We start from the raw sequence: 13,536 nt of genomic DNA on the forward strand, positions 1-13,536 counted from the left end.
TCGTGGGATTGATACACGCGGAGCGAATCCGGTCGTCTATGGACAAGAATCAGCTCATCGCGCTCGTCTTCGCGGTCCTCATGGTGTCCTCGATGGTCGCGTGGGGCGCGACGGCGATCTTCTAACGGGCCGCCGGGCTCACGGGCTCCGACGCGACGCAGTCCGACGTAGTATCAATAAAATGATTATCCGGTCGCCGCTATTCGTCCGTGTCCCAGACGTCCGCCAGCGGACTCGAACGGGAGGAGCGGCCCGATCCCGACCGGCTCGAGCGCGACGACGACCCCCCGTCGCGGCCGCCGGAGTCGGCGCCGTCGGCTCGTCCCCGGCTCGTGGCTCCAGTTCCGGAGCCCGAACGGGATCGGCCGCCGGTTCCCGACGCCGTCCCGTCGAGCGCCGACCGCGGCTCGAACGCCGGCAGGTCCGGCCGCTCCATGCGGTCGACCTGCGCCTCGAACCAGTCCGGCATGTCCGTCTTCGCGCGATCGAACAGGTCCACCAGACTCGAGTCCGCGAGGTACGTCGCCCCGTAGTCGTCGGGCGCGCGGACGACCCGGCCACAGCCCTGAATGACGGTTCTGAGCGCCGTGCGGTAGTACCACGCCCACTGGCCTTCCTCGAGTCGGTGGGCCACCCGCGAGTCACCGGTGTTGAGGAACGGGGCCTTACAGAGGACCTGCCAGCGACAGAGATCGCCCTTGAGATCCAGCGCTTCCTCCATCTTCACCGAGAGGAAGACGTCGGGGTCGTCGCTCGCTTTCCACTCCTCGAGGGCGGCGTCGCGGCCGTCGCGGTCGTGGAGCCGAATCCGGTCGCCGACGCCGAAATCGGAGAGGAGGTCGGCGAGGCGCTCCTGAATATCGTAGGAGTGGGCGTGGACCAACCCCTTCTCGTCGGGGTGGTGTTGCATGAGGCGGACGATGGTGCGGGCGATCTTCGGCGTCGTTTCGTCGCGCTCCTCGTAGGTCATCTTCCCCTGTGTCACGTCGTACAGCGGCCGGTTCTCGACGGGAAAGGTGTGTTCGACATCGACCAGTGCGACATCGTCGGGGTCGAGCCCGACCTGTCGACAGAAGGCGGCCTTGTTGAGGATCGTCGCCGAGAGGAGCGCGAACTTGTTGCCCCGGTCCCAGACGGTGTGCTGGAGGTACTTCTCGGGGTTCATCGGTTTGATCGTCAGCGGGCCGCCCTGCGGTTCGTCGCCCTCATCATCGGTATCGCGCGACCCCGACCGCAGTTCGGACTGGTCGACCAGCCACGTCGTCGGGCTCTGGGGATCGCGGTAATCGGAGACGAACCACTCGAGTTCGCCGATGAGTTCCTGGAGGCGGTCGCGTTCGCGCACCTCGCCGGGGGACAGCGAGTCCTGTGCGAGCAGTTCGTCCTTGCGGCGCTCGCAGGTGCCGGCGAGGTTCTCGGCGTAGCGGACGGCGCGCTCGATGCCGTCGATCTCGGGCACGCGGAGGTCGTCCCAGAAGGGGACGGTCCGCGGGCCGAGCTGGATGGTCGCGTACATCTCGGCCCACTCGGCGAGGCCGTGGGCCTCGTCGACGACGACGACGTCGCGTTTGCGGAAGACTTCGCTCCCGGCGGTCTGCATGAAGTAGGCCAGCGTCATCGCCGCGATTTCGCGGTTCGACGCGATCGCCCGGTCAGAGAAGTACGGACACCGGTGTTTGACCGAACAGTCGTAGCCCCGCTCTCGCACGCAGGGGGCCTGATTGACCGGCGTGTCGCGTTCCTCCGGTAGGATGCAGGTGTAGTTCGACTTCCCGCGGATGACGTTGAGATCGGCCAGTAAGTCGTCGGCCGCCACGTCGTCTAGCTGGGAGACCTGCGGGGTCGTGTAGTACGCTCCGGTGGCGTCGCTGGGGTCGCCTTCGTCCGCGCGGCGAGCGCAGCCGGCGACGGCGCGGGCGAGCAGGGACTTGCCGCTGCCCGTCGGCGCGCGAACGAGCACGACGTCGTTACCGGCCGCGAACGCGTCGCGAATGTCGCGGAGGGCCTGCTGTTGGGTCCCGCGGTAACTCGGCGCGGGAAACTCCTCGAAGATCCGCTCGGGATTCACCGTTCGTCTCACGGGGCGGCCGCGTCCTAAATGCTGCGGACCGTTGCGCCCGCTGCAGTGTTCCAGAGGGACCGGACCCGCAGCGCCGTCGAAACCGCCGGCTACCGTCGAGTATCACGCACCTACGGGAAACGGCCGGCTATCGACGAGGGGGTAGCCGGCCGATTACAAATACGAGATCCGCCGTCGGATCGACGTGCGGAAGGGTCGCTCAGCGGTAGAGCACCGCGGTGCCACTTGGTTCCGCGGCGGCATTTCGCCCCGTGGCGTTCGAATCCCACCCCTTCCGCTCACGGTTACGGGTTGCCGTGGACGCGACTGCGGGCCGTCGTGCTCGCGTCGCCACGGCGCAGTGCACCGTGACCGTCACACTCGCCTCCACGCTCCGACGTCCGACATTTTTTGCGGCCGATAATCGTCGCCGAGTCGCCCGGATCGATCGACGTTACAGCACGCCGAGTTGCGAGGTCTCCTCGTCGACCCGTTCTAACCGCTCGATGTCCTCGACCGTCGGATAGTCCGGCAGCGCCTCGATACACGGATAACACAGCAGATGCGACGATCCGTCCTCGAGTTCCAGCGTCATCGCGGTCCCGACGGTGCCGGCGTCGGTGCCGAACGACCAGAGGTTGGCGATCCCGCCCGACACCGTGACCGTTCGGCCGCAGCCGTCACAGGAGTCCTTCGACATACGTTGGCGTGGGTGCCCGACGGTCAAAGTCGTTCTCCCGTCGGACTCGGTCGCGCCGCTCGAGGCCCGGGCGGCGGGAGTCCGCACAGCGGTTATAGGCCACAGCGGCGTACCGCCGCGTATGGAGGTGAACTGCGAGGGCTGTGCGGGCTGTTGTATGGACTGGCGACCGCTGCTCGAACGCGAGGACGGAGCGACGGCCGCGGCTCGAGACACCGACGCCGAAAGCGGAGGCGACGGCGGAGCCAACCGCCGACGCCAGCGGTCGCGCGACCCGTTCACCGAGGGCGGCGACGAGCAGGGATCGTCCCGGAAGCCGCTCGACGACGACGCGAACTTCGTCCCGTTGACCCGCGACGAGGTACGGGCGTTCCTCGAGGCGGGGATGGCCGACGCGCTGACACCGCGGTTCTGGTACGCCCGCGACGCCCGCGGCGAGCGCTCCAGCGGTTCGAGCGGGGAGGAACGACCCGCGAGCGGCGCGCCGCGAGGGAACGGGGCCGACGACGAGGGCGTCGACATCGACGGCCACACCGTCGCCGCCGTCGCGGGCCGGCCGGTCTTCTTCGTGGGCCTCCGAAAACCGCCGAAGCCGGTAGCCCCGTTCGGTCGCGAGGAGCCGACGTGGCTCCCGACCTGCGTCTTTCTCGATCCGACGACGCTGCAGTGTCGAATTCACGGGAGCGACCGCTATCCCGACGAGTGTGGGGCCTACCCCGAACGCAACCTCGCGCTCGAGCAGGCGACCGAGTGCGAACGCGTCGAGGCGGCGTTCGGCGGCGACCGGCTGTGCGAGGCCGATCACGACGACCCGGACGGACTGCTGCTCGGCTCGCAGGCGATCGGCGCGAAACTGTTCTGCCATCCGCGGCCGGCCGATCTCGAGGGCATCGTCGAGCGAGCCGCGAACGGCGACCTCACGCGGGCGGATCGAGCCGAGGCGATCGCGGTCGCCGCCGCCTCGAGCCCCGGAACGCTGGCAATCTCCGACCACCACTTCGAGCGGGCGAAAGCGCGGGTGCTCGAGGATGAGGGCGGAGACGGCGAATCGACCGCTTCGGAAGAGAGGTCTTGGGTCGGGCCAGCGATCCGCGACTGGAACCGGCGCTACCGGGCGGCCGGCGGGACCGTTCCGTCACCGGCCGTCGCCGACGCCGTCGAAACGGCCCGCGGCGCACCCGAAACCCCGGGCTGGGACGCCCTCGAGTGACCGGTTCGGCGCGAGTGCGTTCGAAGTCGTACGAATTCGATGGCGTGCGAACGAGAGCGGACGAGTCGAGGGGGGTTCGAACGGACGGACTGCACTCTGGACCCGCGGAAACCCCTGCCAAAAGAGGAGAAACGCACCGCCGGTCGGCACTAGTCCGATTTCATCTGTTCGAACCGGTCGAGGAGTTCCTCGGTGGAATCGCCCGAATCGTACTCGACCTCGCCGCGGTAGATCGTCCGCTCGTCGTCGAAATCGGTGTCGACCTTCGATGCTTGTTGTTCGCGGCGCTCGTGCTCGTCCTCGTCATAGGCACCCATTGACATGGTAAGTATAGACATGGTAGGGGCGTCGCGACTATTAATGTAACGGTCCATCACATCTGCTGATCGCGTAAAACGAATCCCGTTTCCTGTAACGATTACACGAATCGGGCGACGAATCGGACGATTCGTTCGACAGGTGACAACGAACGATATATGCACCCCCGCGGCCTACTACCGAGCGTGGCACGGCCGCTTCGCTTTCGCTACTCGCCCCAGTCGTGGAGCGACGGGCGAGTACAACACGATATTCTCCAGCCGCTCCAGTCGAATATCGGCGCACAGGAAGTCTCGCCGTGGTTCAAGATCGGCGGCGGCTGGCAGACACACCGCTTCGAGATGCAAAACGGCGATGTCGCCCTCTTTGCACGCACCGACTCGGAGGCCTACTGGATGGGCAACACCGAAACGCCCTCCGCGCTCTGGAAGACCGACAAGTTCGGCTGGCAGGAAGTCCCCTATCACGTCTCGCGGTGGGCCCAACGGGAACTGACCGCGACGCTCCACGAGGAAGACCCGTGGCTCGCCGACTACCCGCATCTCTCGTGGTTCTTCCTGCCGGTTTTCATGTCCAAAGACGGCCGTCACTCGACTCGAGCGTTCTTCCGCGAGCACGCCGCCGGCTTTCCCGACGCCGGCCGCCGGGAGGCCACTCGCTTCTTCGAGGCGTTCCTGCAGACCGGCGTTCTCGACGAGTACCGACACGTCATGTCGGGGAAACTCGGGACCAGCGACCACGTCGACCGCGTCCGGATGAGCGCCGCGATGGCCGAGTTCATCGCCGCGAAGATCCTCACCGACGCGGGCTACGGCGTCGTCCCGGAGATCGAGGTCACGACCGGTCACTCGCTCGATTTCCGGGCCGAAAGCGCCGACACGAACGTCCTCGTCGAAGTCACTCGCCCGCAACCGCCGGGCAACCGCGCCGCCTCGGGTCCCGTAGCCGCCGTCCGCGACACCGCCGAGACCAAGACCAACGGCCAGCTGGCCGAACACGGCGGCGGCGCGGTGCTGTTCGTCGACTGCTCGAGCTTCCGAGACGATGCGTGGGCCGCGGTCCGCGGCGAACAACCCGACGTGCGCCACCGGCCCGCGGTCGTCTACCGCGTCCGGCCGAACGGCCACGTCGAGGGGTATCGGAAGGGCGCGGTCCCCCTCGATCTGGGCGACGCGATGGAATTTCTGGACTGAGTCGTCGAGACCGCGCTCGAGGCTGTCGTCTGTGCCCTCTCACACCCTGCAACGGAGTGTGGCGTATTTGTGGCATGCCATAGTTCCCGTTGGTCGCTCGCGGGTGCCAATAGGGGCCTCTCCACCAGTGGGAAGTACAAGCAGTTGTACGAGCGTGAGCGAAGCGAACGCTCGGCTTTTTTAATCGAATTTTTTTGCTCGAGCGGTCGGCCTTCGGCCGACCCGAGAGTAAAAAACTTCGTTCTTTAGAACGAAACGGCGTCGGGCGAGTACGGGCTGCCGACCGGGGTCGGGTCGCGGTCGCTGTAGCCGACGCGGCCGACGGCCTTGTCGCTGACGGCGGAGTAGACGGCAAAGCGCGCGTCCTCGGAGTTGTCGAAGGTTTCGGACTCGAGGCGGGCGAGTACATCGCCGACCGTCTCGCTACCGTTCGGGAGTTCGAGGGTACGGTCGCCGTACTCCTCGATCAGTTCCTCGGTCGTGGCGGGATACTCGTGGTCGTCGATGACGTCGCCGGTGCCGTTGAGCAACATTACACCCTATCTTCTGTGAACGATAATTATAAACATTGTCCACGTATGTTTCCTAGTAGCACTGGACACCTTATACACCTAATATTACACTAGAGATCGAGGACGACGGGTGCGAATCAGAGTAACGCCTTTACGAGCGGGCCCGTTCGGATACCGTATGCCGTATGCGGATTTACACGTCCACACGACGCGCTCGGACGGGAGCCTCGAGTTCGAGGCCGTCCCCGAAGCCGCCCGGCGCGGCGGCGTCGATGTCGTCGCGGTGACGGACCACGATCGGGTACAGCCGTTCGACGGACCGGTCGTCGAGCGCGACGGGGTGACGCTCGTCCACGGGATCGAGCTGCGCGTCGAGACGCCGGGGGGCCAGCGGATCGATCTGCTCGGCTACGGCCTCGAGCCGAGCACGGAACTCGAGGCGATCCTCGGGAAGATTCAGGAGAACCGCATCGAGCGCGGCCGAGCGATCGTCGACTGCGTCGAGTCGCGGCTCGATATCGATCTCGACGTGACCATCGACGGCGGGTTCGGGCGGCCACACATCGCGCGGGCGATCGAGGCCCATCCCGAGGCCGACTACGACTATCAGGGCGCGTTCGATCACGTCATCGGCTCCGATTGTCCGTGTTACGTCCCTCGAGACGTCCCGTCGTTCGAGCGCGGGCAGGCGGCGTTATCCGAGTCGTGTCGGCTCGTCTCGCTGGCCCACCCGTTGCGGTATCGCGACCCCGAGAGCGCCCTCGCGTTGGCCGCCGATCTCGACGCCGTCGAACTGCAGTACCCCTACGGTCGCGAGGTCGATCGCGAACCCGTCGAGCGGGCGATCGAGCGCCACGACCTGCTCGCGACCGGCGGCAGCGACGCCCACGACGAGCGACTCGGCGTCGACGGGCTCTCCCCCGAGGCCTACGACCGACTCGAGTTGACAGTCGAGTAACCCAAAGCATGGCCGCTAGCGGAGGGTTCAATGCATCGTGGTCCTAACGAGGGAGTATGAACTGCCACTATTGCGACCGCGAGGCTGCCTTCGCCGCGGAGTCCGACGGGCTCAAAGTTGGCCTCTGTGAGGAGCACTTCCGCGAGCGTCTGCAAGAGTTGGCGGAGGCAGACGGGCTCGAGAGCCTGAAGGAAAAAGTGGACGTCGATCGCGCCGAATAGGGCGTCCGTTAGGCCGTTCGTCCGGCGTCGACGTCGATGGCGTCGACCGGACAGACGTCGACACAGAGCATACAATCGATACACTGCGCTTCGTTCGCGGGGTCGGCTTTCTCTTCGCTCTCGGGGTGTCCCGGCGTGTCGATCCACTCAAAAACGTCGACCGGACAGTCCTCGACGCAGGCGCCGTCGGCGAGACAGATGTCGAAGTCGACGGCGACGTGCGTGCCGTGGATGCCGAGTTCTTCGGGTTCGTCGACGGGCCCCCAGACCGAGTGTCCCTCGTGTTCGTCGACCTGTTCGCGGTTCTCGTGGAACTGTGGATCTATGGCCATTGCTAGCAGTTTAAATGTGAGTCGCGTACTTAAAATTGCGTACTCGCTGGCGGGAGAGGCGCGCCGAAACGACGAGGATCGCCGAACACGATCGGTCTCGCTCGAGGAAAGTCGTCACGGGGGTCGGAAACTCAGTCGTCCGTCGTTCGGTCGTCGTCGCGTTCTGCGAGCCTGTCGTCGAGCAGTTCGCGTATCCAGACGGCGAAGCCGTGATCGCGGCCGTAGGTCCAGACGGCCATCTCGTTGACCACGTCGGGGAGGTCGCTCTCCTTGATGCCGGCCGCGACGATCGCTTGCTGGTCGACCATGAGCAACTGGGCCGGCCACTCGTTGTAGACTTCGTTCGTCGATTGGAGCGCCGAGATTATCTCGATGTCCGCGTCCGGAACCGCGTCCGCGAACTCCGCGCGGTCGTCGTCCGTCGCGACCTCGATGTACACGCTGACGCCGCGCTCGGCGGCCGACCGGAGCTCCGTGAGGATCTGCTGGTCGACGACCTCGGTCGCCGGAACGAGATAGTGAACCGTCTCCTCGGCTTCCTCCAGGAACATCACGACACGGTCGGTGATGTGGTCTTTCTGCGTGATCGCCCACATCCCCTCGTCGTCCTTGGAGTCCGGCTCCTCGAGTTGGCCGAGCGCGTTCTCGGCGGCGTTGATGCGGGAGTCGTAGTCTTCGCGGATCCGCCGACACGCCGTCTCGACCGGGACGGCCTTGTACTGGCGCGGTTCGGTCTGCTGGACGTTGACCAGTCCCTTCCGGTCGAGGCGCTCGATGGTGTCGTACACCCGGGAACGAGGGATGTCCGCGACCTGACTGATTTCCTTTGCGGTCCCCTTCGAGAGGCGGACGAGCGCTACGAAACAGCGGGACTCGTACTCCGTCAGCCCCAGCCCCTCGAGGGTCGTGACCGCTTCCTCGGCGTTTGACACGGTAGGTACATGGCCAGAGCGGAGGAAAGAGCGCGGCTTTCGAGCGCCGCCCCGTTATCAGCCCTCAGGAGAAGACTCGGAAAGAGGTGTTCCCGCAGGGACAGCCGTCCGAGCTGCCGATCGGCCGAACCTCGTCCGGCGAGAGCCAGACCGCAAGCGCCCGGCCACAGTCCGTACATCGTGCTGCGCCCTTCCGCCGTGACTGTGCTTCCATAGACCGTTCTTCGTCCGCACAACATATAAGCAGTCTGTGAGTTCAATGCGAGTCGGCGGACGCCTACTCCCGCCGTAACAACAGCCGCGCGGGCCTCGAGCGCGAGTCAGTAGCCCAGCGAGAACGCCCAGTTAACCGCCAGTGCGGCGAAGACGAGGGCGAGCAACGCACCGAGAAAGCCGAAGGAGACGCCCCAGCCGAACAGATCCGCCAGCGTGCCGGTCATCACCGACCCCAGTGCGCCGACGAAGCCGTAGACGGTGCGAACGAGTCCGAACCCCGCGCTGCGCTCGGCCGCGGAGAGTTCGTCCATGAACCGGGGCAGGAGCGCCGCGCCCCAGCCGAGGCCGATCCCGAGGAGGGTGGTCCCCGCGACGACGGAGACGGGCCCCGGAACGGCGATGAACAGGCCGAAGCCGGCGACCGAGAGCACCATACAGGCCGCCGTGGTGACCTCGCGGCCGTACCGATCGGAGGCCGCCCCCACGCCCACCTGCGTGATCCCCTGAACGACGAAGTAGCCGCCGAAGACGAGACTCGCCGTCGTCGCGGACTGGCCGCGATAGGCGACGAGGAAGGTCGGCAGGAACGAGGAGGTCGCCTGCCAGACGAAATCGCCCAGAATCGCGAGGACGCACGTAAAGGCGATCTTCGGCCGGGAGAGCAGTTCGATGAGCGGCGCGAGTTCGAAGCGCGAGGCCATCGGCTGGTCGGGCCGCTGGGGCGCGGTGGGCCGAACCGAGCGGGCGAACAGGACGAAGATCGGCACGGCGACGACGGTGCCGACCGCAATCGCGGCGCGCCAGCCGTACCGGACGGCGATCCACGCGGCGACGGGCGGCGCGACGAGTCCCGCGATCGGACCGCCACTGTTGTGGACGCCGATCGCGGCCCCGATTTCGTCGTAGGTACGGGTCAGCAGCGACGTCGCGACGCTGTAGTGAAGGCCGGCGACGGCCCCGAGCGCGACGGTTCCGACGACGAAGACCGGAAACAGCGGCGCGACCGCGAGGAAGGCGCTCGCGACGGCCGTCCCGCCGACGGCGACCAGAATGATCCGCCGCTCGCCGTACTTGTCCGCGAAGACGCCGCTGGGGAACTGCGAGCAGAAGTACGCCATCCACATCCCCGTCAGCGCGAGTCCGATCACCGAGTTCGAGATGCCGAACTCCGCGGTGATCTGTGGCACCACCGGACTGATCACCAGTCTGCCGGCCATCGTCGCCAGAAAGGCGAGCGTACACATCGCGAGGACGGTTTCCTTGTATCGCCAGCGCATCAGTCGACCTCGAGTAGTCCTGTCATCGCAATCATCACGTCGGCTGTAGTCACTCGTGGCTCATCGATTCCGACTGATGAGGGTATTGCTCCCGGCAGACGGCACTGGATTGCGGTTCGATGACACTGGTCACGAGACCGGCACGGCCGGAATCGATCCGACGGAGACGATCGAGCGCATCGCTTTTGCGACTCCCGCCGAATACACGGCTATGGATCTCACTCATCGTCCCCGACGGCTTCGACAGGACCGGGTGCGCGGCCTCGTCAGCGAGACGAGCCTCGAGCCCGCCGATCTCATCGCACCGGTGTTCGTCGACGCGACGACCGACGAACGCCGGCCGATCGAGTCGATGCCCGGCCACGACCGCGTGCCGATCGACGGGATCGTCGACCGCGTCGAGGAAGTCCTCGAGACGGGCGTCGAGGCGATCATGCTGTTCGGTATTCCGGCATCGAAAGACCCCGAGGGGAGCCGCGCGTGGGCCGAGGACGGCGTCATTCAGGAGGCACTGCGCCGCATCACGAGCGAGACCGACGCCTACGTCATCACCGACGTCTGCCTCTGTGAGTACACCGACCACGGCCACTGCGGCCCGCTCGAGGAGGAACTCCGGAGCGAGGACGTCGTCGACGCGGACGGCCCCGCCTGCGAGCCGACGATGACCGTCGACAACGACGCGACGCTCGAGGCCCTCGAGAAGATCGTCACGTCTCACGCTCGTGCGGGCGCGGACATGGTAGCTCCGAGCGGGATGATGGACGGCATGGTCGGAGCCATCCGGTCGGCGCTGGACGAAGCGGGGTTCGAACACGTCCCGATCATGAGCTACGCGGCCAAGTACGAGAGCGCGTTCTACGGGCCCTTCCGGGACGCCGCCGACGGTGCTCCCTCCTTCGGCAACCGCCGACATTACCAGATGGATCCCGCGAATTCGCGCGAAGCCATGCGGGAGGTCCGGTTGGACGACGAGCAGGGCGCGGACGTGATGATGGTCAAGCCCGCCCTGCCGTATCTCGACATCGTCAGCGCCGTCCGCCGGGAGTTCGACCACCCCGTCGCCGCCTACAACGTCTCCGGCGAGTACGCCATGCTCCACGCCGCCGCCGAGAAGGGATGGCTCGATCTCGAGGCGGTCGGCCTCGAGTCGCTGCTGTCGATCAAGCGGGCCGGTGCGGATCTGATTCTGACGTACTTCGCCGAGGACGTCGCGAAACGGCTGTAGGGTCGGCCGAGTCTCCCGTCTCCGGATCCGGCGCGGAGACGTACGCTCGGAAAGCGACCATTCCACGCCGCTCATCACCGTCGAATAGACGAATGTCAATCTCGGGTTCGGCCCACGGGCGGGGAAGGCAATATCTGCCGCGCGCGAGCGGAGGGACGCCGATACGCCCCTCTCAGCCGCTATCTCAACGGTAATTACCTCGGATTCGAACGGGTTCGTTGCTCAGTAGCGGTTGACAAACGCGTAGAATATAACCGAAGCTCGAAAAATACGTGATTTTCAATACCCTTATACAGATTAAATCTGATTTAACTTTGGACGGATCGTCCTATTACGGCCATTATTTTGCAGAACTGTCAACGCTAACCCTTAAATGGAACAAGTACAACGGACTCGAACGTGATTTGGAGGACAAATATGAACGGAATTGCACTGGAAAGGGACGATCGTTTGGTCACTGAACGCAGCGGTGTGGGGAACGCAGAGGTGAGCGCCTGATGGAGCCGACGCTGCTACAGAGCGAAGCGGAGCTCGAGATGTTGATCGACTCGATCAACTACGTGTGGATCCTGGTCGCCACGTTCCTGATCTTCTTCATGCACGCCGGCTTCGCCATGCTCGAGGCGGGGCAGGTGCGCTCGAAGAACGTCGCGAACCAGTTGACGAAGAACCTGCTGACCTGGTCGGTCGGCGTAACGGTGTTCTTCCTCATCGGTGCGACCGTCGAAGGCCTCGTCGCCGGAGACGGCCTCGCGTTCCAGTTCGAAAGCGCCGCGTCCAACTGGATGGACTGGCTGTACGGAGCCGTCTTCGCGATGACTGCGGCGACGATCGTTTCGGGAGCCGTCGCCGGTCGCGCGAAGCTCCGTGCGTACGTCACCTACACCTTCCTACTGGCTGCGGTCATCTACCCGGTCGTCACCGGCCTCACGTGGGCCGGCGAACTCCTCGCGTACAACGACGTCCTGTTCCACGACTTCGCGGGCGGGATGATCGTCCACGGGATGGGCGGCATCGCTGGCCTCACCGCCGCGTGGGTGCTCGGTCCACGCATGGATCGATACAACAGCGACGGGAGCGCGAACGTCATTCCCGGCCACTCGCTGACCTTCGCCGCGCTCGGCACGCTGATCCTCGCCTTCGGCTGGTACGGCTTCAACGTCGGTACCTCGGCGATCATCGACGAGGGCGCGTTCCTCGGCGATCAGCTCGGTCGCGTCGCCTTGACCACGACGGTCGCGATGGCCTGCGGTGCGATGGGGGCCGGACTCGTCGCCTGGCTCAAGACCGGGAAAGTCGATACCCTGTACGTTGCCAACGGGCTGCTGGCCGGTCTGGCCGCGATCACCGCGATCCCCGACACCACCGCGTGGTGGGGCGCGTTCGTCGTCGGCGGACTGGCCGGCGCGCAGCTGCCGCTGGTCTTCTCGTTCGTCGAGCAGTACCTGAAGATCGACGACGTCTGTGCGGTCTTCCCTGTCCACGGCTCCGCAGGGGTCCTCGGAACGTTGCTGTTCCCCTTCGTGGCTGCACCGGGCGTCGTCGATAGCATCGCGAACGCGTTCATCGCCCAACTCATCGGCGTCGCCGTCATCACCGTCTGGACGGTCGTCGCAACCGGCGTTATCTGGTACGCGTTCAAGGCCGCCGGACAGGCCCGCGTCTCGCCGGAACACGAACGCGACGGGCTCGACGTCTCCGAACACGGCGTCGACACCTACCCCGAGTTCGGCCAGCCCGATGTCGCTACGGACGGCGGTTCCGACGAGATCATCCGTACCGACGGCGGTGAACCCAACGACGGACAGATCAAGATGGTCACCGCCATCGTCCGCCCCGACCGACTCGGCGAGATCAAGCAGTCGCTGGCCGAAGCCGGCGCACCGTCGCTGACGGTTACCAACGTCTCCGGTCGCGGCTCCCAGCCCGCAAAGAAGGGCCAATGGCGCGGCGAGGAGTACACGGTCGACCTCCACCAGAAGGTCAAGATCGAGTGCGTCGTCGCCGACATCCCCGCCCAAGAGGTCGTCGACGCCATCCGCGAGGGCGCGGAAACCGGCGAACCCGGCGACGGCAAGATCTTCGTCATGCCCGTCGAGGGCGCGACGCAGATCCGGACCGGCAAGACCGGCCCCGACGCCGTCTGAACTCGGGACACGCGGTCGCCCATCGCGGTCCACACGCCGATGGACCGCGACGTGATGACTCACGCGACCGACATGCTCGAGGCTGCTGGCAACCACAGTCGGCGATTCGACGCTCGGCCTACTCGGGCGTCACCGTCGGCCGGAGCCGTCTCGGCTCGCGGCCGACACCCAGTGCAGTCCTCGTGGGTTCGATCGTGACGCTGTACTGGATTCGATACGATTTCGTCGCTTTTCTC

At 65.8% G+C, this 13,536-nt stretch carries 15 protein-coding genes and 1 tRNA gene; 8 read left to right on the plus strand and 8 right to left on the minus strand.

The annotated features are described in order from the left end of the window. The first annotated feature begins 2 nt into the window (after window positions 1–2). Window positions 3–125 (plus strand): hypothetical protein, encoded by a 123-nt coding sequence (locus ACT4ML_RS10675; RefSeq protein WP_444720852.1) that lies wholly within the window; start codon window positions 3–5, stop codon window positions 123–125. A gap of 74 nt (window positions 126–199) precedes the next feature. Here ACT4ML_RS10675 and ACT4ML_RS10680 read toward each other — a convergent pair whose 3' ends face one another. Next, window positions 200–2,068 carry a helicase C-terminal domain-containing protein gene (locus tag ACT4ML_RS10680; RefSeq protein WP_444720853.1) on the minus strand — a complete coding sequence of 623 codons (1,869 nt, stop codon included), beginning with the start codon at window positions 2,066–2,068 and terminating at the stop codon, window positions 200–202. 200 nt (window positions 2,069–2,268) lie between these two features. Here ACT4ML_RS10680 and ACT4ML_RS10685 point away from each other — a divergent pair. Next, window positions 2,269–2,357: transfer RNA gene (locus tag ACT4ML_RS10685), tRNA-Gly, on the plus strand. A gap of 156 nt (window positions 2,358–2,513) precedes the next feature. Here the strand turns inward: ACT4ML_RS10685 and ACT4ML_RS10690 are convergent. Then, entirely contained in the window at window positions 2,514–2,759 is a 246-nt protein-coding gene (locus ACT4ML_RS10690) for a DUF7561 family protein (protein ID WP_444720854.1), read from the minus strand. 121 nt (window positions 2,760–2,880) lie between these two features. On the opposite strand from ACT4ML_RS10690, the gene ACT4ML_RS10695 reads away from it, so the two are divergent. Next, window positions 2,881–3,969 (plus strand): YkgJ family cysteine cluster protein, encoded by a 1,089-nt coding sequence (locus ACT4ML_RS10695; RefSeq protein WP_444720855.1) that lies wholly within the window; start codon window positions 2,881–2,883, stop codon window positions 3,967–3,969. 149 nt (window positions 3,970–4,118) lie between these two features. On the opposite strand, the gene ACT4ML_RS10700 is transcribed toward ACT4ML_RS10695, so the two are convergent. Further along, window positions 4,119–4,292 carry a DUF5786 family protein gene (locus ACT4ML_RS10700; protein ID WP_229504785.1) on the minus strand — a complete coding sequence of 58 codons (174 nt, stop codon included), beginning with the start codon at window positions 4,290–4,292 and terminating at the stop codon, window positions 4,119–4,121. Between the two features lie 180 nt (window positions 4,293–4,472). On the opposite strand from ACT4ML_RS10700, the gene ACT4ML_RS10705 reads away from it, so the two are divergent. After that, the gene (locus ACT4ML_RS10705) at window positions 4,473–5,480 is read left to right on the plus strand and encodes a DUF5784 family protein (protein ID WP_444720856.1); all 1,008 of its coding nucleotides are present in this window, start codon (window positions 4,473–4,475) and stop codon (window positions 5,478–5,480) included. A 245-nt stretch (window positions 5,481–5,725) separates the two neighbouring features. Here ACT4ML_RS10705 and ACT4ML_RS10710 read toward each other — a convergent pair whose 3' ends face one another. Then, window positions 5,726–6,013: a DUF5789 family protein gene (locus tag ACT4ML_RS10710; protein ID WP_444720857.1), complete on the minus strand. Its 288-nt coding sequence runs from the start codon at window positions 6,011–6,013 to the stop codon at window positions 5,726–5,728. A gap of 157 nt (window positions 6,014–6,170) precedes the next feature. On the opposite strand from ACT4ML_RS10710, the gene ACT4ML_RS10715 reads away from it, so the two are divergent. Both ACT4ML_RS10715 and ACT4ML_RS10720 read left to right on the plus strand, forming a co-directional pair. Then, on the plus strand, window positions 6,171–6,950 hold the full coding sequence (locus ACT4ML_RS10715) for a PHP domain-containing protein (protein WP_444720858.1): 780 nt from the start codon (window positions 6,171–6,173) through the stop codon (window positions 6,948–6,950). A 56-nt stretch (window positions 6,951–7,006) separates the two neighbouring features. Beyond that, complete coding sequence (locus tag ACT4ML_RS10720; RefSeq protein WP_006183007.1) at window positions 7,007–7,171, plus strand: DUF6757 family protein; 165 nt, start codon at window positions 7,007–7,009, stop codon at window positions 7,169–7,171. Window positions 7,172–7,179: 8 nt separating this feature from the next. Here the strand turns inward: ACT4ML_RS10720 and ACT4ML_RS10725 are convergent, their stop codons facing one another. From ACT4ML_RS10725 to ACT4ML_RS10740, 4 genes are all read right to left on the minus strand, one after another. Continuing rightward, window positions 7,180–7,503 (minus strand): 4Fe-4S dicluster domain-containing protein, encoded by a 324-nt coding sequence (locus ACT4ML_RS10725; protein WP_138246604.1) that lies wholly within the window; start codon window positions 7,501–7,503, stop codon window positions 7,180–7,182. A gap of 131 nt (window positions 7,504–7,634) precedes the next feature. Then, window positions 7,635–8,435, minus strand: a complete 801-nt coding sequence (locus ACT4ML_RS10730) for a TrmB family transcriptional regulator (RefSeq protein WP_444720859.1) — start codon at window positions 8,433–8,435, stop codon at window positions 7,635–7,637. A gap of 64 nt (window positions 8,436–8,499) precedes the next feature. Further along, entirely contained in the window at window positions 8,500–8,649 is a 150-nt protein-coding gene (locus ACT4ML_RS10735) for a hypothetical protein (protein ID WP_444720860.1), read from the minus strand. Between the two features lie 106 nt (window positions 8,650–8,755). Then, window positions 8,756–9,928, minus strand: coding sequence for an MFS transporter (locus tag ACT4ML_RS10740; protein ID WP_444720861.1), 1,173 nt, complete (start codon window positions 9,926–9,928; stop codon window positions 8,756–8,758). Between the two features lie 211 nt (window positions 9,929–10,139). Between ACT4ML_RS10740 and hemB the strand changes: the two genes are divergently transcribed. Together hemB and ACT4ML_RS10750 are read left to right on the plus strand one after the other, a co-directional pair. Further along, a complete protein-coding gene (gene hemB, locus ACT4ML_RS10745; protein ID WP_444720862.1) occupies window positions 10,140–11,153 on the plus strand; it encodes a porphobilinogen synthase in 1,014 nt (337 codons plus the stop codon). Window positions 11,154–11,650: 497 nt separating this feature from the next. Continuing rightward, window positions 11,651–13,300, plus strand: a complete 1,650-nt coding sequence (locus ACT4ML_RS10750) for an ammonium transporter (RefSeq protein WP_444720863.1) — start codon at window positions 11,651–11,653, stop codon at window positions 13,298–13,300. The last annotated feature ends 236 nt before the right edge of the window (window positions 13,301–13,536 follow it).

Source organism: Natrinema sp. LN54, assembly GCF_052439245.1.
In the GTDB taxonomy this organism is placed as follows: Archaea; Halobacteriota; Halobacteria; order Halobacteriales; family Natrialbaceae; genus Natrinema; species Natrinema versiforme_A.

Excerpts from the sequence above, each read along its gene's own strand:
- ACT4ML_RS10690 (WP_444720854.1), bottom strand. The coding sequence starts at position 2,759 with ATGTCGAAGGACTCCTGTGACGGCTGCGGCCGAACGGTCACGGTGTCG.
- ACT4ML_RS10695 (WP_444720855.1), top strand. The coding sequence starts at position 2,881 with ATGGAGGTGAACTGCGAGGGCTGTGCGGGCTGTTGTATGGACTGGCGA.
- ACT4ML_RS10700 (WP_229504785.1), bottom strand. The coding sequence starts at position 4,292 with ATGTCAATGGGTGCCTATGACGAGGACGAGCACGAGCGCCGCGAACAA.
- ACT4ML_RS10710 (WP_444720857.1), bottom strand. The coding sequence starts at position 6,013 with ATGTTGCTCAACGGCACCGGCGACGTCATCGACGACCACGAGTATCCC.
- ACT4ML_RS10715 (WP_444720858.1), top strand. The coding sequence starts at position 6,171 with ATGCCGTATGCGGATTTACACGTCCACACGACGCGCTCGGACGGGAGC.
- ACT4ML_RS10720 (WP_006183007.1), top strand. The coding sequence starts at position 7,007 with ATGAACTGCCACTATTGCGACCGCGAGGCTGCCTTCGCCGCGGAGTCC.
- ACT4ML_RS10725 (WP_138246604.1), bottom strand. The coding sequence starts at position 7,503 with ATGGCCATAGATCCACAGTTCCACGAGAACCGCGAACAGGTCGACGAA.
- ACT4ML_RS10735 (WP_444720860.1), bottom strand. The coding sequence starts at position 8,649 with ATGGAAGCACAGTCACGGCGGAAGGGCGCAGCACGATGTACGGACTGT.
- ACT4ML_RS10740 (WP_444720861.1), bottom strand. The coding sequence starts at position 9,928 with ATGCGCTGGCGATACAAGGAAACCGTCCTCGCGATGTGTACGCTCGCC.
- hemB (WP_444720862.1), top strand. The coding sequence starts at position 10,140 with ATGGATCTCACTCATCGTCCCCGACGGCTTCGACAGGACCGGGTGCGC.
- ACT4ML_RS10750 (WP_444720863.1), top strand. The coding sequence starts at position 11,651 with ATGGAGCCGACGCTGCTACAGAGCGAAGCGGAGCTCGAGATGTTGATC.